Source organism: Kaistella carnis, assembly GCF_003860585.1.
In the GTDB taxonomy this organism is placed as follows: domain Bacteria; phylum Bacteroidota; class Bacteroidia; order Flavobacteriales; family Weeksellaceae; genus Kaistella; species Kaistella carnis.
The window spans coordinates 2746951-2764518 of the sequence record NZ_CP034159.1 but is presented as its reverse complement, the minus strand read 5'-3'; the positions used below and the strand labels follow the sequence as shown (position 1 = coordinate 2764518).

The following is a 17568-nucleotide window of genomic DNA, read 5'->3' as shown; positions in this document are numbered from 1 at the left end:
CATGGCAAAAAAAGGAGTTTACAAAATATCGGGCAATTCAAAACCTAAAGTCGGAGAAAAAACATTTTTTAATGTAGATGAATGGTATCCTTCAACACCACATTCAGAGAGAAATTTAACTAAAGTATATTGGGAGTTATTTATTAAAGATGAAAGCGGAAATGGCTTTCGCACAACGAATATTAAGAAAAAAGGAATTAATCATTTTACTTTTGGGAAAAATGCTCATAAATTCATTTACAAAGTGGAAGGATATCTTCACGAACCAGAAGGAAATTCTCCCATGTCAATGATTGTTCAACCACAAAAAGATGAAATTAAACCAAAAGCCAAAGAAAAAGACATTTTGGGTGTAAGTTTAACTTATCAAGATGGCTCAAAAATTTCTAAACCGCTAAGTTACAAAGACCAACTGAAAGCCACTGCTAAATGCGATGGGATGGTAGGTGAAAGCATTGTCTTTAACCTATGGGAAGATGATTCTGAAAAAGCGGGACACCATAAAAACAATCAATACATTACAAAATCTCCAGCCGTAAAAGTGAATAAGTACGGAAAAGCAGAATGGATTTTTTCATTAAGCCCTACATTTATTACCCTTGCTAACAAAAAAGAAGATGAAAAAAAACAACACGAATATTATGTAACCGCAGAATATAACGGAAGAGTTGATGCATCTGGAAATGTAAATGTAAATAATCCTGAAATACCAAAACCGATTCCTTCTCCATCAAAACCGAAACCGAAACCAAAAGAGAATACCGCAAAATTTCCGAGTAGCAGTTCTTCACCCAAAAGAAATAGCGACCCGAAAGGAAAAATATTGAGTGCAGAATTTGTGAATGGTAAAGGAGAAAAGATATCGTCGGCAAAAATCGGGAATACTGTCTCCATCAAAATTACTTCCAAAAACATGGTTGGAAAAGTGGTTATGGTTCGAATCTATGAAGACGACAATTTTAATGATGATTTTTTATTTGGTAAGAAAGTTAAAATTTCTAATGATATTGCATTTATAAACAATGTACAACTCACCAATGATATGTATGATGAAGGTAAACGATGGGAAGTTGAAAACAAAACGCAGCATTTTTTTATTGAAGTTGAGCATTTGAGCATCTCTACAGAATCCCAAAGAATTGGTGTAAGTTTGAATGAAGAACCGAAGAAAATCGAAAATCCTAAATCTCCGGCAAAACAAGAAGGGAAAAATGCACCGAAAACAAATTCAACCTGTTTATGTAAGCAGTATGATTTAATATTAGGAAATAAAGTTGATTGCGATTTTAGAAAAAAAGTAGTTGAGATTTGTAAAAACTTGTGGGGTGAAGGTAGGAAAATTGAGATGGCAAATAATCTTATGGTCATCATGTATTTTGAAACTGCTAAAACATTTAGTCCTTCGAAGCAAAATAGTAGAGGATTTACAGGTTTAATTCAGTTTGGAGATGATGCAGCATCAGATTTGGGAACAACAACTAGTGAATTAAAAAAAATGTCTGCTGTTAAACAATTGGATTATGTAAAAAATTTTTTTGACAGAAGTATTTTTAAAGGAAAAATTAATAGTTTGCTAGATATGTACTTGTCTATTAATTATCCAGCGATGATTAAAAATAATAAAACAGCTCCCAATGATGTTTTATATTCCGCTCCTTCAATTCAATATCATACTAATTTTTCTTTTATGAAAGAAAATGGTGAATATGATAATATTATAGCCAAGGAAATAATTAATGGAAAAGAAATTATTACGAAGAGGGGGTTTGCGAATGGTAGTACACATGTATGGGAAGTTAATGAAGAAATGCAAGACTGGTATAAAAACAATAAAAATGAAAAATGGGATGGAAGTTGTGTAAATAAATCTGTAGAATCAAAAGCTATACAGAAAAAAAATGCAAAATATGTAATTGTTTTGGATCCGGGACATGGGGTTAAACCAGGGAATTTAGGTACTCAGGCGAGAAAGTATAAAATAAAAGGTGATGACAAGATATATGATACAAATACTTTGCCCTCTTATGTATTAGAATCGCCATCCAAATATATTATAGGAAATAATGACAAGCCTTCTGGCGGTTACGATAGTGAAAATACAGAATCAAATGTAGTATATGATATTGCTGTAAAGATGAAGGAAAAAATTGAAAAATTTGGTCACACAGTATATATTACACGAAGTCAAAAGAACACGATTAATCTTGATGATGAAGCAAATTTCAAAAAATATTTAGGAGGAGCAGCAACAAAAGCAGCAGCAATTAATTTTCGATCCAAAATGTCTACCACTTTAGAAGCGGATTATTTTATTTCTGTTCACTGTGATGGTTGGACGGATTTTTCTAAAGGAGCGCATACCATATATAGTGATGATGCTTCTAAGCAACTTGCTATCGATTTGTTAGATAAATATGATATTACAAACATACTTTCCAAGTCTCCACATAAGCGAAATGATTTGGGTGTACTTGGTTCATCAAATAAAACGAAAAAGAAAGTATTAATTGAATTAGGTTATTTAACAAGTCCTTTGGATACAAAAAATATTGTTAATAATAAAGATAAAATAGCAACATTGTTAGTTAATGGATTAATAAAAAATATCAATAATGATAAATAGAATAATAATTTGCATCATCAGTTTATGTTTTTTTTCACTGTTTTCCTGCAAAAAAAACACCGATTATAAATCATCTTCTATCTCAGAGGAAAACAAAAAAATAGATACTTTAGAAGTCATATATTACCAAGATAAGAAAGTTAAAGAACTCTTTCTATCTGAATATGAAAATGAGAAAAATGTAAAATTATTCTTTTATGAAAATGGAAAATTAGAAAGAAAAGTTTTAAATTTTAACAGTTATCCACAAAATAATTATGAATATAATCAAAATGGAAAGTTAATTCATCATTGGAAAGAAGGTGATATTGGAGGCTGCATTGCAACAATAGGCAGAGAGGTTTTTTGGGATGATAAAGGGAATATTTCCAAAGAAGTAGTTCATACGAATTCGGGCGAAAGTTGTAGTGAGAAAATTTTAATACATGAAATTAAAGAGTATTTTTCAGGTACGAAAAAAATAAAATCCATAAAAAATACTCGAGAAAGTTATGAAGGGAGTAATGAATGTCCTTGTGGATTTTGGAAAGAGTATGACGAAAATGAAAAAATAATTAGCCAAAATACATTCACAGAATGTAGCAATACCAATATCTCTTGCGAAGATGATGATATTCAAAATGAAAAAAGCAGTATTTCAGACAAATGGATAGGACGTTATGAATTGAATTTAATTGGTAAAGGCAACAGAACAGGCAACGAATATCAGATATATCTTGATATTTCAAAAGATAGTATTGCCTACACAGCAGAGGGATATCAATTATATCATAAATTTCTATTAACAGCTTCTGACAATGGTAATGAACTCTATTTAAAATATACAAAACCTATGGATGATACTAATTCTTGGGCTTTGGAAAAAACAAAAGATTTTGGTAAAATAACAATAAAAAATGGAAAATATCTGTGGGAAAGTCCATTTTTGAACACAAGTTATACTGATAATAAAAAAATTATCTATACAATTTCAAAAAAGAATTGAGAAAACGCTCTCTAACATAACGAAAAAAAAACTATAATTCCGACTTTGAGATACCGAAAACCTACACTCTTCAGCTAACACGACGGCAAATATTTCGTGATTCAAAAAGGAATGGCAATGTGCGACAAAGGCGCTAAATTTCCTAATCTGAAAGTAACATCCCACCACAAACATTACTGGAACGATGCGGAAGGACAAGCCGATTATCTTGCTGTAACCGAAGATGATCTTACCTTCAATCCACCTGCAATGCCTTTCGGAAATTGTAAACTAAAAACCACTTCTGGTGGTTATTTACCTTGCACTTATGCACCAGCAGGAAAATGGACAAAAACCTACGAAAAAGTAAAAGTTATGGGAAAAAGTACCGTTACCGAACTCTCCGAACTGATGTGTGCAACTGGTGGAAAAATCACTATTTTGAAACACGGGCAACAAAGTGAAGCCGGAAAAAGCCACATAAACAATGCGAGTAGTGATGAGATGCAGATTTACAATCCTATTGTGGATTATGATAAATTTAAAGAGGAAATAAACGGAGAAGATTTATTTGAGGTTGAATAAAAAACACGAAAAATCATGAAAATCATCAAAGGAAGCTTACATCCCAAAGCGGAAGAAAAAACTTTTTACGAATTATCCAATCTAACTACCGATTTTGGCGGAGGTATTTTTACCAATAAGCCAGAAGAAAAATTTATTTGGACATTATACAAGAGCGTCGATAAAAAGTGGAAAAAAATTGAAGGCAATATAAAAGAGGGAGGATATAAACCTTCAGGAAATAAAAAAATTAATACTAGGGCAAAAACAGTAAATAAAAAGACTGTTTACGTAACATTTGATTTAAACATATAACTATGAAAAAAATATTTTTTCTTTTATTGCTGTTCATTATTTTCAGTTGTAAAAAAACATCTTCATTAGAGAATAGTCCAAGTAATCAAAATTCAAGTAAAGAATATACATTCGATTATCATAAAGACGCAGTGACTACGGACAATACAGATATGCAAAATAGTAACTCTTATCAACTTGAAGATTACATAATGCCAATCTCTAAAAATGATTTTGTAAAAGATTCTCAAAGGTATAAAAACGATTTATCGAATGACAAACCCACATTTGAATATCCCACTCTAAACACCTCTTTCGGTAAAATAAAGTTCATAGCTAATAAGAACACGAGTTCAGATTCTTATGTTGATTATTCTTATGTTGGTTTCAATCAAAAAAACAATTTCCATATCATCAATATCAAACTTTATGAAGGAGAATTAGCTTTACTTATGAATGATAAAAGCTATCAATATAATATTTTAGATGGCATTCCTTTGTTCTCAAATAATGAAGAAGATGCGTTAATTTATAAAGATCAGGAAGGATTATCTTCATATTTAGCTTTTTATAAAATAAAAGATGGTTCTTTAAATAAGTATTTTGCTTTATCATCGGATGAAAACATTATAGAAAGTGCAGTTTGGAATCGTGAAAATAATGCAATTATTAAATTGAGAAACCTAAGCGATGGTTCCATTAAATATTATAAAATAAATAGTAAGGGATTAAATTCCCATCCTCAAAAATCTTCTTCAATTAATAGTTTTACCCCAAAAAATTATGAAATTTTAGCCAAAGCAGAGAATGATTGGAATGGAGATAAAATTAAAGATATCGTAATTGTTTATGATTCTATTCCTGCTGGAAAATGGGAGGGTATAGGAAAAAGACCTTTAATAGTTTTAAAAGGTGTTGGGAACAATCAATATCAATTTTGGTTTAGAAATGATGAAGCAATACCTTGTAGAAATTGCTCGGGTAGTGCTGATCCTACATTTGAATTGAATCAAAAAGAAGGTTTTTTAAAATACTCTGATATATCATTAATTTCATCAACTGTAAAAAATATAGAATATATATTTGATAATAGTTTAAATTTATCTTTAGTCAATATTGACATTGAAGATTCTTCAAACCAATCAATAAAAAATCGTTTTACAAAAGAAGAATTGGGCAATATTAATCTAAAAACAATTAATATCAAAAATCTTGAAAACAAATTGATTAATACCGATTAAGATGATTTTTCAAGCACGGCTGCAAATATTTTGTGGTACAGAAAGGAAAAAAACCAGAGAAGCTAAAAACCATGAAAATTAAGCACAAAAAAAACTTCCGAAAAATTAATTTCGGAAGTTAAGTAGCCCGTAGGGGAGTCGAACCCCTCTTACCAGGATGAAAACCTGAGGTCCTAACCGATAGACGAACGGGCCAGTGCGTCTTGCTTTTTTATATAGTTACGCTAATTTATTAACGTGCTTAGTCAACTTACTTTTAAGGTTGGCCGCTTTGTTTTTGTGGATGATGTTTTTCTTCACCAACTTGTCTAACAAAGAGATCACTGATGGCAACTGTTGTGTCGCAGCAACTTTGTCCTCCTCACTTCTTAATACTTTCAAAGCTGTTCTAGCAGTCTTATGATAGTATCTGTTTCTCAATCTTTTCTTTTCGCTTTGTCTGATTCTTTTCAGAGCTGATTTATGATTTGCCATATCTTCTTAAAAACTTGGGTGCAAAGATATAAAATCTTTTTTGATTACAAAATATTTTTTAAAAAACTTTTCAAAACTTTCTTTCTAGTAGCCTATAGGGGAATCGAACCCCTGTTGCAAGACTGAAAATCTTGAGTCCTTACCACTAGACGAATAGGCCTTTGCTTTGAGGACTGCAAAAGTAAAAATTTACTTTTAATCCTGCAAGGCCTATTCATAATTATCTGTAATTTTTTTGAATTACGGTATTTTTAATTCCTTTATCATCCAGGACTTTCTGGGCCTTTACAGCATCTTCTAAGCTTGCAAACTTGCCATAAGTGTAAAGGAACTTCCCATTCTCTTTTACCCGGGTCACATCCTTTAAGGTATTGAGCATGAAAGAATTGGAACTTAATTTCTGATCGGTATTAGCTACTTCTATAGTATAATACCCTACTCCTAATTTTTGATTTGGAATGAATGAAATGGCCGTTGCATTTCTAAAACCTGCATCTCGCGCTGTTTTCAAATTATTATCCCGAACACTTGCTAAATTCGTTACACTGTAATAATATTTATATAAACCGTTCTCTTTTATCGGTAAAACATAATTCAATCCTTTTAAAGCAGGATCGCCACTTGCATATTTTACAGGAGAAGACATGAGGAGAATTCTGAAATCATTTTTCAATTCTTTTTCTACAGGTTTCACGGGCTCTGCAGGTTTGGCTTGAATACCTCCGTTTCGATCCATACGGTCTTTATACTTCAAGATCGCGTCGTAAATGCTTTCTGCAATATCAGTCTGACCCCTATCAGAGGCGAGATACCGTGCTTCAGCATAATTATTTACAAATCCGGTCTCGATGAGAACAGACGGCATTGCATTCATTCTTAAAACGTGAAGATCGGCTTGTTTTATCCCGCGCGAATTTCTTTTATCCCGTCCGGCAAAATTTTCTTCCACCAGACTTCCAATCAGCAAACTGCTTTCAAGATACTTACTCTGCTGAATTTTCAAAGCGATAAGGGACTCCGGAGATCGCGGATCATAGGAAGCAAACATCTCCCTATCTTTTTCATCCAGATAGATTACATCGTTTTCTGCTTTTGCGACTTCCAAATTCTTTTTATTTTGATTAGGTCCCTGAACAAAAGTTTCTGTTCCCTGGGTGCTCGTACTGCTCGATGGCGAAGCGTTAACATGCACAGATAAAAAAAGATCTGCTTTGCTTCGATTGGCTAGTGTAGTACGCTCTGTTAAAGACGGAAATTCATCAATTTTTCTGGTGTAGATGACCTTATAGTCTTTATTTTTCTCCAACATTCTGCCTAATTTTAAGACAATGGATAAGGTTATATCTTTTTCCCGTACGGTTCCTAAATCTTCGTAACGTCTGTTGGTTCCGATATCACTGCCTCCATGACCAGCATCCAGAACAATCGTGAATTTTTTCTGCGCACCACTGAAGAGGAATAAGAGGACAAATAAGAGGGAAAAATATCTTTTAATGGAAAAACTATGAGTAATCATCTTTAAATTTTAAAAATTATATTAATTTTGACGCCAATATATATACAGTGCTTTGGTCAAAACTGGCTTCAAAAATATACTACAAATCTTAATTATCCTAATTTTTAACAATTTTTTAGCACTTCTTGGGGCTCAAAATTTGACTGAAAATAAGATAGTTAATGATACCATTCGCAAGTCTGACACGATTGTTGTGAAGAAAGAACAGCTGGAATCTGTTGTGAAAACAAAAGCAGACCGCATTCGAAATGACATCCCGAAAAAGATGACGTACCTGAATAAAGATGCGCAGGTACAGTATCAGGATATGACGATTGATGCAGATTACATCTCTATTGACTGGGATAAATCTCTGGTTTTTGCACGCGGAGAACTGGATTCTTTAGGAAAAATTACAAAACCGGCAGTTGCTGTGCAAGGCGGAAAAACTTACGAGTACGACGAATTCACTTACAACATCAAAACCCGACAAGCCATCGCTTTTAATGCCAGAACTGAAGAAAGTGAAGGCGTGATTATTGCGGAGAAAACGAAGAAATATAACGATTCGGTCTTCTTCATGAAAAGAGGAAAATATACCACCGACGAATATTTCATCAAGAAAAAAGATACCATTGCCGATTATTATTTGCTCGCTCCAAACATTAAATTAATTAAAGGAAAGGAGAAATCACAGGTGATCACCGGACCAATTCAGTTATATATTGAGCAAGTTCCGACGCCTTTAATTATGCCATTTGCCATTCTGCCCTTTTCCGATAAGAGAAGCGCCGGGATCCTTATTCCGAGTTTTGGAGAACGGGAAGACGTAGGATTCTTCTTAAATTCCCTGGGTTATTACCAACCGATCGGGGAGCATTTTGATTTAAAAGTACTAACGGATATTTATACCAAAGGAAGCTGGAATCTGCGTCCTGAGGTCAATTACAAAAAGAATTACAGATACACGGGGAACTTCTCTGCGGATATTGGTACGACCGTTCGTGGAATTAAAGGTTTAGCAGATTATTCAAAAACCGGAACCTATCGAATTGCGTGGAGACATCAGCAGGATTCGAAAGCAAATCCTTTCCTGACTTTTTCCGCGTCTGTAGATGTGGTCAGTAATAAATTTTACAACAATACGGTTAATAACAACTACGCCTTTAATCAGAATAATCTAAATGCCCAACAAAACTCTACGGTGAGTGTGGTTAAAAGATTTTTGACTTTACCCGTAACCATTACCGGAACCTCATCCTATTCTCAGAATTTCTCTACCGGACTTGCAGATTTAAAATTGCCCTTACTGAATGTGGCGATTAATCAGTTTTATTTATTTAAACCAAAAACAGGCATCAGAGAAGGTTTGCTCGAAAACATCACGGTGAATACCGGGTTAAATCTAAATAATTACGTTCAGACTAATGAAGGCGAACTCTTTACAAAAGCGATGTGGGACAAGATGCAAACCGGTTTAAAAAACAATATTGCTTTAGGAACAAACACCACGATTGCGAAATATTTCACGTTCTCGATTTCAGCTAATATTGACAATGCTTTAACCACAAAAACGCTGACCAGAAATTACAATCCGGTCACCAATCAAATCGAGGATGTTTTGAATAAAAAAATCGCCGGCTACTCCTCTTTTTCTACCAGCACAAGTTTACAGACGGTTTTATACGGAATGTTGAACTTTAAAAAAGGTTCAGCAATTCAGGCAATCCGACACATGATGACGCCGCAAATTGGATTTAGCTATTCTCCGGATTTCTCCGCACCAACTTTTGGATATTATAAAAATTACTCCAACGACCGTGGAGAAATGACCCAATACTCTATTTTTGACCGTGGAATTATCGGATCACCGAATTCGGGACTTGTTCAGGCATTGAGTTTCTCAATCAGTAATAACCTGGAGATGAAAGTAAAATCTAAAAAGGATTCTACCGGAGTGAAGAAATTGAAAATTTTTGAAACCTTAAGTTTTAATACCAATTACAATTTTGCAGCACCGCAATACAAATGGTCTGTATTTAGTTTTAATGGCCAAACCACCCTTTTTAACAATCTAAATTTAAATACCGCGCTTACACTGGAACCTTATCAAATCATTTTTGCACCGGGTGAAGACAGAGGAATACGCACGGAGAATTTCGGACGGTTCAGTGTTCAGGGCTTTAATGCGCAACTTTCTTATCCATTGAGCGATGCAATTTTCGGGGAGAAAGAAGAACTTGCTAAGAAATACAGTAAAAAGGGAGAAATACGAAATGAGAATTATTATTTTGATGATGATGATTACGCTCATTTTTCTCAACCCTGGACTTTAAACATAAATGCGCAATATGGTTATACCAGAAACTTAACCCGTTTCGGTAACAAAGTAGCCTCTGTTGGTTTAGATGGAAGTCTTAAACTTACGCCGTTCTGGAGTCTCTCCGGGAATCTTTATTATGACGTTATTAAAAACGAAATTGCCAGCACAAGACTGAGCTTCTCCCGGGACCAAAGAAGTTTCACTATTAACTTTAACTGGATCCCATTCGGCCAATATAAAGTATATGACTTCTTTATCGGAATTAAGGCCAACATTCTACGCGATGCTTTAAAATATAAAGACCGAAGCTTCACCCAACCCAATGCGCCATTTTAAATTTTAAATCATTAAATTAAGTTTTATATTTGCCAAATCTTAACGTTATGAAAAAAATAATTTCTACTCCTAAAGCTCCAGCAGCAATCGGACCTTACTCACAAGCTAATTTTGTAAATGGAGTCCTTTATATCTCTGGACAAATACCAGTGAATTCTGAAACAGGAAATGTAGAAGAAGGTATTGAAAAAGCAACACATCAGGTGATGAAAAACCTGGAGGCCATTCTTACAGAAGCAGGTTTAAGCTTTAGCCACGTCGTGAAAGCAACCATCTTTTTGAAAAATATGGATGATTTTGCAGCAATGAATGAAATTTACGCCTCTTATTTAAATCCGGAAAGTTATCCCGCGCGCGAAACCGTACAGGTTTCCTGTCTGCCCAAAAATGTTGACATTGAAATTTCTGTGATTGCACATCAGTTTTAAATGAACTTTCTTAGGAATACATTCGCCGTACTGTTAGGCCTTGCTGTTGCCGGACTCCTTATTTCATTGGGAGTTCGGTTAAATTCATCGTGGATTACTTATGATGGATTTTCGGCCTTTCAAAAATGGGAAACGGTATTGCAATCCATGCAAAACAAACCTTACTTCTTCGTGGCTTTATTAATTTCGTCCGGAATTGCAGCCACCGTAGGAGGCGTGGTTACCGCGATTACCGTGAAATATGCGAAAGTGGCTTATGCCATCTTAATCGGTTTCATCCTTCTTTTTCTGGCGATGTTGGATATCATCATTTTCCCTTACCATCCTACCTTTTACAAAATATTGATCTTCCTCACCTTTTTCCCTTTTGCCTGGATCGGCGGTAAAATTACCGAAGTCCTTTATGAAAGGAAAAAAAAGAGACTGAAAAGGCTGCAGGATAAAAAATAGAAAATCATCATTTTTTAGGAGCTTCACTATTCTCTATTTTTAGACGACCCGTCCCGCTGTCCACTATATCTTTTCCCTTTTTTCCACAAAAAAAAGAAAAAAGATGCCGTTCCCATCGGGGCTAAAACCACATTTCGTCTTTCTTTCAAAGTAAATAAAAAAACCATACTTTTATTCTGTCTAATTTTATTCACTTAAAAACCAAACAGAATGAAAAAATTAATTCTCTGCTTTCTAATCCCGCTCTTTACTACCACCGTTTTCGCGCAAACCTTTGATAAAGACAAACTGGATCTTTATTTTCAGACTTTAGAAAACAATAACAAATGGATGGGAAGTGTCGCTGTTTCTGAAAACGGCAAAATAGTATACACCAAATCCATCGGATATTCCGATGTTGCAACGAAGACAAGACCGACTGAAACTACAAAATACAGAATTGGTTCCATTTCAAAAACGTTTACAAGCGCTCTGGTTCTTAAAGCTGCAGAAGAAAACAAACTTTCTTTAGATACCAAAATTTCTAAATTTTTCCCGAACATTAAAAATGCTGATAAAATTTCTATCGCTAATTTATTGAATCATAGAAGCGGAATTCACAGTTTTACAGACAACGAAAATTATCTCTCCTGGAATACCAAAAAAAATCTGAGAAAGAATTACTGAAAATAATAGAAGATGGCGGAAGCGATTTCGAACCCGACTCGAAAGCAGATTACAGCAATTCGAATTATGTTTTATTAAGTTTTATTTTAGAAAAAGTCTACAATAAAACGTATCCCAAAATATTAAGCGAGAAAATCATTAAACCGATTGGCTTGAAAAATACATATTACGGCCGAAAAATTAATATGAATAATAACGAAGCGAATTCGTACACCTTCGCCGATGACTGGAAGAAAGAGTCAGAAACAGATCTATCCATACCGATGGGCGCTGGAGCTATTGTTTCTACACCAAGTAATTTGCTTCAATTTTCAAACGCGCTTTTTAATGGAAAGATCATTTCAGAAAAAAGTTTACAACTAATGGAAACCATTAAAGATAATTATGGATCCGGACTTTTTCAAATGCCTTTTGGAACGAAAAAAGCTTTTGGTCATACCGGCGGCATTGATGGTTTCACTTCTAACTTCGGTTATTTTCCGGCAGAAAAAGTAGCTTTTGCATATACTTCAAACGGCAGCAATTACAACAATAATAATGTTGCAATCGCAATTCTAAGCGCGGTCTTTAATCAACCGTACGAAATACCGAGTTTTCAAAAAGTCGATTTAAGCTCGAATGATTTGGATCAGTATTTAGGAATTTACTCCAGCAAAGACATTCCTTTAAAAATTACCATTACCAAAAATTATAAAACTTTGATGGCGCAGGCAACCGGACAATCCTCTTTTCCGCTGGAAGCAACTGATCAAAACATCTTTAAGTTTGACCAGGCGGGAATCGTTTTAGAATTTAAGCCCTCAGACAAAAAAATGATTTTGAAGCAAGGTGGTAAAACTTATAATTTCACTCAGGAATAAAAAGCACTATTCCTAAGCACAAAAAAACGCAACTGTAAAAAGTTGCGTTTTCTTTTATTATGATGACTTTTTTTAAGGCATTTTGAATCCTTTTGTTGTAATTCTTCCGTATTCATCCACAAACTTGATCTGAACGTTACCTGTGTAACCTTGCAAGATCTTATCCACGTCTTTTTGGGAGTTTACATTCTTACCGTTTACTTCGATTACAATATAATTATCAACGACTCCAATTTTAGCCATTTCGCTTCCTTCCTGAACATTTCTAGCGATCACGCCACTGTTCAACCCGTAATCTGTTTTGAATTTATCACTTAAAGGTTCGAAATCTGCGCCAATTCTTTCGCTGACCGTAAGATCTGCTTTTGTTCGAACAGAAGTTCCGCCTTTTTGATCTTTCAGAGTAACATTTACAACATTTTGTTTTCCATTTCTCAAGTAGGTAACGGCCACTTTATCGCCCGGTCTTTTACTTCCAACGGCAAACGAAAGATCGTAATAATTTGAAACAATTGTGTTATCAACTTTAGTGATAATGTCACCGCTTCTCAAGCCTGCATCTTCAGCACCGCCTTTTGCCGCTACTTCAACTAAATAAACACCATCACCTGTTTTAATGTTTGTTCTTTTCTGTTGATTGAATGCGGCAACCTGACCTTGATCAGAAAGATCCAACGGAATTACTCCCAAGAATCCTCTTTGTACCAAACCAAACTTCTTAATGTCTTCAACCACTTTTCTGGCTAAATTAGAAGGAACGGCAAATCCATATCCTTCATAATATCCTGTTTTAGAAGAAATCGCGGAGTTAATTCCGATCAGTTCCCCATTTGGATCAACCAAGGCTCCTCCGGAATTTCCCGGATTAATTGCCGCATCCGTTTGAATAAAACTTTCAATTGGCGTTCTGGACTGCTGACTCAATAAATCAATACTTCTTCCTTTTGCAGAAACGATACCTGCAGTCACCGTGGAATTAAGACCCATCGGATTTCCAACCGCCAAAACCCACTGACCAACTTCTACATTGTCTGAATTGGCAAAGTTAAGGTAAGGCAATCCTTTCTCCTCAATTTTTAATAGAGCGATATCTGTAGTTGGATCGGTCCCGACCAAATTAGCGACATATGATTTTTTATTAGAAAGCACAACTTCCAGTTTATTGGCACCTGCAATAACATGGTTATTGGAGATAATATATCCATCCGGAGAAATGATCACTCCGGAGCCCATACCTGTGGGCATATTTGGCGGTGGAGTTTGCTGTTGTCTTGGACTACTACCGAATGGATTACCAAAGAACTGCTCAAAAAGATCCTGTTGACTCGGGCGATCTTTTCGGTTAGAGAAGTTTTTAATACTAACCACCGCAGGAACTGTCATTTTGGCAGCTTTTACGAAGTCGTCGCCAACTCCGGTCATATTGAATGATGCATATTTCGCATCATTATTCTTCGGTGCAAAGTAGTTAAAATCTAAATCTTTATCTTTAACATTCAAATACGTGTAAGCGCCAATGGTGGTCGCACCTGACATCACTCCAACCAAGGCATATGGAATTAGTTTTTTTAAGGTATTTTTCATCGTCATAAATTATTTAAAACGTTATATATTTTCTTTAACTAAACAAATTTAGTGCTAAATAGGTATTGCAAAAAAACACTTCGTTTCAACTTTAACTATTAATTAACAACAATTAATAAATTTTAAACAATTCCCCCAAAAAGCAGAAGAAACACATTCCGAACATTTTCCCCAGCAAGTCCCCTATTTATTGAGTGTATGATGATGCAATACATTAAAAACTTTATTATATTTGAAACGTACTTCACCCAAAGGTGAAATGCCATTCTGTCTTATCCTTATAAAAAGAACAACTGCATGAAACTTAATATTAAAAACGAAACAGGCCGCTTAAAATCGGTTGTTTTAGGACAACCAAATTCCTTAGGCGCTGTACCAACTTTAGAAGAAAGTTACGACGCGAAATCCTACGATACGATTCAAAAAGGAATTTATCCTACCGAAAAAGATATCATTTCGGAAATGTCGGAATTCGAAAAGGTGCTTCGTAAATATGATGTTCAGGTTTTTCGCCCGGAAATTATCGAGGACTACAATCAGGTTTTCGCGCGGGACGTAGCTTTCGTTATTGATGATAAAATGATCATTTCAAATGTGATTTCTGACCGTGCAGATGAGCAAGACGCCTATCGCAAAATTTTTGAAGAAGTAAAATGGCGCGACATTATTAATCTGCCCGAAACAGCGCATATTGAAGGTGGTGATGTTATTGTATGGGATGATTTCCTTTTTATCGGCACCTGCTTTTCAGAAGATTACCGAAACTTTAAAACCGCTCGTACCAACGAATACGCTATTAATATATTGAAAGAATATTTTCCAAAGAAAAGAATTCTCGATTTTGAATTAAAGAAAAACGACCGCGAACCGTACAAAGGAATTCTGCATCTAGACTGTACTTTTAATCCTGTCGGAACTGACAAATGTATTATTTATAAAGACGGATTTGTTGATGAAACTGATTACCGCTTAATCCTGGATATTTTCGGCGAAGAAAATTGCTTCCATGTGACCCCTGAAGAAATGTTTGAAATGTATCCGAACATTTTCTCCATCTCACCGGAGATTGTGGTTTCTGACAAAGCATTTACGAGAATGAATAATCACCTGAGAGATGAATGGGGAATGACCGTTGAAGAAATTCCGTATCGTGAGATTTCTAAAATGGGAGGTTTGTTGCGATGTTCTACAATGCCTTTGGTAAGAGAATAATTTTAAAATACAATTCTTTTTTACCGCAAAAGAGACAAGAGATTACTGTAAAAATAGATTACCCTAAAGATTGCAAAAAGTATGTGAAATAATATTTCCATATACTTTTTGCAATCTTTTTTATTTACTTAATATAAGAATGCTTTTGCTTCTTTTGCGGTACAATTCTTTTGAAGGAAAGACTTAAATGTTTTTAATATAAACCACTGATATTACGATTGTACAGTAGTTTGATTTAGCAAAGAAAAATTTTCTCGTTTTGAATAAGTAAACTTTGCGACTTTGTGGTTTCAAATAAAGATTTTAAGAACTCAATTTTTTCAGTTTTTTAATTTCATCATCAGTTACGAAAGTGTCGTATTTCAAGATCGCGGAAGAATGAAAACTTGTTCCTCCCGTGAACTTTTTAAGTTCTTCTATATTTTCAGAACGAACGCCACCGCCAATGAGAATTTCTATTTTATCAGAATATTTTTGGATTAGAGATTTCAAAACTTCTTTTCCTTCCATCGCAGATTTTTTTCCACCAGAAGTTAAAACGGTTTTAAAACCTAATTTAATTAAAGTCTGTATAGATTGATCCAAATCCGGAGTCCGATCAAATGCACGATGAAAAGTACACGGAGTTTCTCCCGCAAGTTCGATGAGTTCACCATTTCTGGCTTCATCTATTTCGTTATTAGACGTCAGAATTCCAAATACAAAACCATCTGCTCCACCTTCTTTAAAAGTGATAATGCTGTTCTTCATTTGCAGGAATTCCTCATCAGAATAAAAGAATGGACCACCTTTCGGCCGGATCATTACATAAACGGGCGTTTTATAATTTCTTTTCAGATGCAAAAATTCGTAAAAGTCCGGTGTTGTACCACCGAGTTCAAAATTATCACAGAATTCAATTCGGTCTGCCATTGATTGACAGGCAGTTTCTGCAGACGTAATTTCGAAACAAGCAATTTCTAACATGGGTTTTTTATTATCTATAAATTTAAGTATTTTTGTGAGATAAAGGATGACTCCTTATTAAAACTTAAAATTCATGCAAACAGCCAATACCGTTGTTATGGTAGAACCGATCGCTTTCGGTTACAATTCTCAAACTGCCGAAAATAATTATTTTCAGGTGGAACAAAAAGAAGCCGATATTCAGGAAAAAGCGATTCAGGAATTCAATAATTTTGTCGGAAAACTTCGCGATAAAGGAATTAAAGTGATTACTGTAAAAGACACTTTAGAACCACATTCACCGGATTCTATTTTCCCAAATAACTGGGTGAGTTTTCACGAAGATGGAAGAGTTGCTTTGTATCCGATGTTTGCGCCGAACCGAAGAGTTGAAAGACGTGCTGATATTTTAGATACCGTTCGTAATGAAGGTTTTAAAATTTCGGAAATCAACGATTTATCATCTCCTGAAAATGAGGATAAATTCCTGGAAGGAACCGGAAGTATGATTTTCGATCACGACCATAAAATTGCTTATGGTTCAGTTTCACTGCGTTTAGATGAAGAACTGTTCCGTGATTTCTGCGATCAATTTGGGTATACGCCGGTTGTTTTCCATTCATTTCAAAATGTCGGAAATCAAAGATTACCGATCTATCACACCAATGTGATGATGTGTGTTGCAGAGCAATTCGTCGTAATTTGCCTGGACTGTATCGATGACGAACTGGAAAGAGAAAAAGTTCAGGAAGTCATTAAATCAACTGAAAAAGAAATTATTGAAATTTCTGAAGACCAGATGCACCAATTTGCGGGAAATATGCTCCAAGTTCAAAATGAAGAAGGAACTCAGTTTTTGGTAATGAGTGAAACGGCGTATAAATCTTTAACTAAAGAACAGATCGAAAAAATAGAATCTTACTGCGAAATCATTTACGCCGATTTAAATACGATCGAAGTGAATGGTGGCGGAAGTGCAAGATGCATGCTGGCGGAAGTTTTCTTGCCGAAGAATTAAGATATATAAAATAAAACCTGTCAAGGTTATAACAAAAATCCACAACATCATCGTTGTGGATTTTTTTTGAAAAAAAATAAAATATAATTAA

The 17568-nt window shown here is 34.7% G+C and carries 16 protein-coding genes and 2 tRNA genes; 12 read left to right on the top strand and 6 right to left on the bottom strand.

Annotation, left to right across the window (positions count from 1 at the left end):
- Position 1 precedes the first annotated feature (1 nt).
- From EIB73_RS12840 to EIB73_RS12820, 5 genes are all read left to right on the top strand, one after another.
- Positions 2–2623 (top strand): N-acetylmuramoyl-L-alanine amidase family protein, encoded by a 2622-nt coding sequence (locus EIB73_RS12840; RefSeq protein WP_125025646.1) that lies wholly within the window; start codon positions 2–4, stop codon positions 2621–2623.
- The gene (locus tag EIB73_RS12835) at positions 2613–3608 is read left to right on the top strand and encodes a hypothetical protein (RefSeq protein ID WP_125025645.1); all 996 of its coding nucleotides are present in this window, start codon (positions 2613–2615) and stop codon (positions 3606–3608) included. The genes EIB73_RS12840 and EIB73_RS12835 overlap by 11 nt, the downstream gene beginning before the upstream one ends.
- A gap of 117 nt (positions 3609–3725) precedes the next feature.
- Positions 3726–4172, top strand: a complete 447-nt coding sequence (locus tag EIB73_RS12830; protein WP_262706701.1) for a DUF4280 domain-containing protein — start codon at positions 3726–3728, stop codon at positions 4170–4172.
- A 15-nt stretch (positions 4173–4187) separates the two neighbouring features.
- Positions 4188–4466, top strand: a complete 279-nt coding sequence (locus tag EIB73_RS12825; RefSeq protein ID WP_125025644.1) for a hypothetical protein — start codon at positions 4188–4190, stop codon at positions 4464–4466.
- Between the two features lie 2 nt (positions 4467–4468).
- The gene (locus EIB73_RS12820; protein ID WP_125025643.1) at positions 4469–5686 is read left to right on the top strand and encodes a hypothetical protein; all 1218 of its coding nucleotides are present in this window, start codon (positions 4469–4471) and stop codon (positions 5684–5686) included.
- 123 nt (positions 5687–5809) lie between these two features.
- Here EIB73_RS12820 and EIB73_RS12815 read toward each other — a convergent pair.
- The 4 genes from EIB73_RS12815 to EIB73_RS12800 form a co-directional block, all read right to left on the bottom strand.
- Positions 5810–5881 (bottom strand) — tRNA-Glu (locus tag EIB73_RS12815).
- 24 nt (positions 5882–5905) lie between these two features.
- Positions 5906–6160 (bottom strand): 30S ribosomal protein S20, encoded by a 255-nt coding sequence (gene rpsT, locus EIB73_RS12810; RefSeq protein ID WP_125025642.1) that lies wholly within the window; start codon positions 6158–6160, stop codon positions 5906–5908.
- Between the two features lie 88 nt (positions 6161–6248).
- Positions 6249–6320 (bottom strand) — tRNA-Glu (locus EIB73_RS12805).
- A gap of 60 nt (positions 6321–6380) precedes the next feature.
- Positions 6381–7676 (bottom strand): N-acetylmuramoyl-L-alanine amidase family protein, encoded by a 1296-nt coding sequence (locus tag EIB73_RS12800; RefSeq protein WP_125025641.1) that lies wholly within the window; start codon positions 7674–7676, stop codon positions 6381–6383.
- A 52-nt stretch (positions 7677–7728) separates the two neighbouring features.
- Between EIB73_RS12800 and EIB73_RS12795 the strand changes: the two genes are divergently transcribed.
- The 5 genes from EIB73_RS12795 to EIB73_RS12780 all read left to right on the top strand — a co-directional run bounded on the left by EIB73_RS12795 (position 7729) and on the right by EIB73_RS12780 (position 12718).
- The gene (locus tag EIB73_RS12795) at positions 7729–10314 is read left to right on the top strand and encodes a putative LPS assembly protein LptD (RefSeq protein WP_125025640.1); all 2586 of its coding nucleotides are present in this window, start codon (positions 7729–7731) and stop codon (positions 10312–10314) included.
- A gap of 47 nt (positions 10315–10361) precedes the next feature.
- Positions 10362–10742, top strand: a complete 381-nt coding sequence (locus EIB73_RS12790) for a RidA family protein (RefSeq protein WP_125025639.1) — start codon at positions 10362–10364, stop codon at positions 10740–10742.
- Positions 10743–11192 carry a hypothetical protein gene (locus EIB73_RS12785; RefSeq protein WP_125025638.1) on the top strand — a complete coding sequence of 150 codons (450 nt, stop codon included), beginning with the start codon at positions 10743–10745 and terminating at the stop codon, positions 11190–11192. It begins immediately after the preceding gene.
- Between the two features lie 210 nt (positions 11193–11402).
- Complete coding sequence (locus tag EIB73_RS15300) at positions 11403–11858, top strand: serine hydrolase domain-containing protein (protein ID WP_262706700.1); 456 nt, start codon at positions 11403–11405, stop codon at positions 11856–11858.
- On the top strand, positions 11822–12718 hold the full coding sequence (locus EIB73_RS12780) for a serine hydrolase domain-containing protein (protein ID WP_317132716.1): 897 nt from the start codon (positions 11822–11824) through the stop codon (positions 12716–12718). The genes EIB73_RS15300 and EIB73_RS12780 overlap by 37 nt, the downstream gene beginning before the upstream one ends.
- 72 nt (positions 12719–12790) lie before the next feature.
- On the opposite strand, the gene EIB73_RS12775 is transcribed toward EIB73_RS12780, so the two are convergent.
- Positions 12791–14302: a trypsin-like peptidase domain-containing protein gene (locus tag EIB73_RS12775; RefSeq protein ID WP_125025637.1), complete on the bottom strand. Its 1512-nt coding sequence runs from the start codon at positions 14300–14302 to the stop codon at positions 12791–12793.
- Between the two features lie 297 nt (positions 14303–14599).
- Here EIB73_RS12775 and EIB73_RS12770 point away from each other — a divergent pair, with 297 nt between their 5' ends.
- Positions 14600–15514 (top strand): dimethylarginine dimethylaminohydrolase family protein, encoded by a 915-nt coding sequence (locus EIB73_RS12770; protein WP_125025636.1) that lies wholly within the window; start codon positions 14600–14602, stop codon positions 15512–15514.
- A 303-nt stretch (positions 15515–15817) separates the two neighbouring features.
- On the opposite strand, the gene EIB73_RS12765 is transcribed toward EIB73_RS12770, so the two are convergent.
- A complete protein-coding gene (locus EIB73_RS12765; protein WP_125025635.1) occupies positions 15818–16480 on the bottom strand; it encodes a copper homeostasis protein CutC in 663 nt (220 codons plus the stop codon).
- Positions 16481–16553: 73 nt separating this feature from the next.
- On the opposite strand from EIB73_RS12765, the gene ctlX reads away from it, so the two are divergent.
- Positions 16554–17477, top strand: a complete 924-nt coding sequence (gene ctlX, locus EIB73_RS12760) for a citrulline utilization hydrolase CtlX (protein ID WP_125025634.1) — start codon at positions 16554–16556, stop codon at positions 17475–17477.
- The last annotated feature ends 91 nt before the right edge of the window (positions 17478–17568 follow it).

What these genes read in the sequence shown, in the direction of transcription:
- EIB73_RS12790 (WP_125025639.1), top strand. Translation starts at nt 10,362, where the DNA reads ATGAAAAAAATAATTTCTACTCCTAAAGCTCCAGCAGCAATCGGACCT.
- ctlX (WP_125025634.1), top strand. Translation starts at nt 16,554, where the DNA reads ATGCAAACAGCCAATACCGTTGTTATGGTAGAACCGATCGCTTTCGGT.
- rpsT (WP_125025642.1), bottom strand. Translation starts at nt 6,160, where the DNA reads ATGGCAAATCATAAATCAGCTCTGAAAAGAATCAGACAAAGCGAAAAG.
- EIB73_RS15300 (WP_262706700.1), top strand. Translation starts at nt 11,403, where the DNA reads ATGAAAAAATTAATTCTCTGCTTTCTAATCCCGCTCTTTACTACCACC.
- EIB73_RS12830 (WP_262706701.1), top strand. Translation starts at nt 3,726, where the DNA reads ATGTGCGACAAAGGCGCTAAATTTCCTAATCTGAAAGTAACATCCCAC.
- EIB73_RS12825 (WP_125025644.1), top strand. Translation starts at nt 4,188, where the DNA reads ATGAAAATCATCAAAGGAAGCTTACATCCCAAAGCGGAAGAAAAAACT.
- EIB73_RS12835 (WP_125025645.1), top strand. Translation starts at nt 2,613, where the DNA reads ATGATAAATAGAATAATAATTTGCATCATCAGTTTATGTTTTTTTTCA.
- EIB73_RS12765 (WP_125025635.1), bottom strand. Translation starts at nt 16,480, where the DNA reads ATGTTAGAAATTGCTTGTTTCGAAATTACGTCTGCAGAAACTGCCTGT.
- EIB73_RS12820 (WP_125025643.1), top strand. Translation starts at nt 4,469, where the DNA reads ATGAAAAAAATATTTTTTCTTTTATTGCTGTTCATTATTTTCAGTTGT.
- EIB73_RS12785 (WP_125025638.1), top strand. Translation starts at nt 10,743, where the DNA reads ATGAACTTTCTTAGGAATACATTCGCCGTACTGTTAGGCCTTGCTGTT.
- EIB73_RS12840 (WP_125025646.1), top strand. Translation starts at nt 2, where the DNA reads ATGGCAAAAAAAGGAGTTTACAAAATATCGGGCAATTCAAAACCTAAA.
- EIB73_RS12770 (WP_125025636.1), top strand. Translation starts at nt 14,600, where the DNA reads ATGAAACTTAATATTAAAAACGAAACAGGCCGCTTAAAATCGGTTGTT.
- EIB73_RS12800 (WP_125025641.1), bottom strand. Translation starts at nt 7,676, where the DNA reads ATGATTACTCATAGTTTTTCCATTAAAAGATATTTTTCCCTCTTATTT.
- EIB73_RS12775 (WP_125025637.1), bottom strand. Translation starts at nt 14,302, where the DNA reads ATGAAAAATACCTTAAAAAAACTAATTCCATATGCCTTGGTTGGAGTG.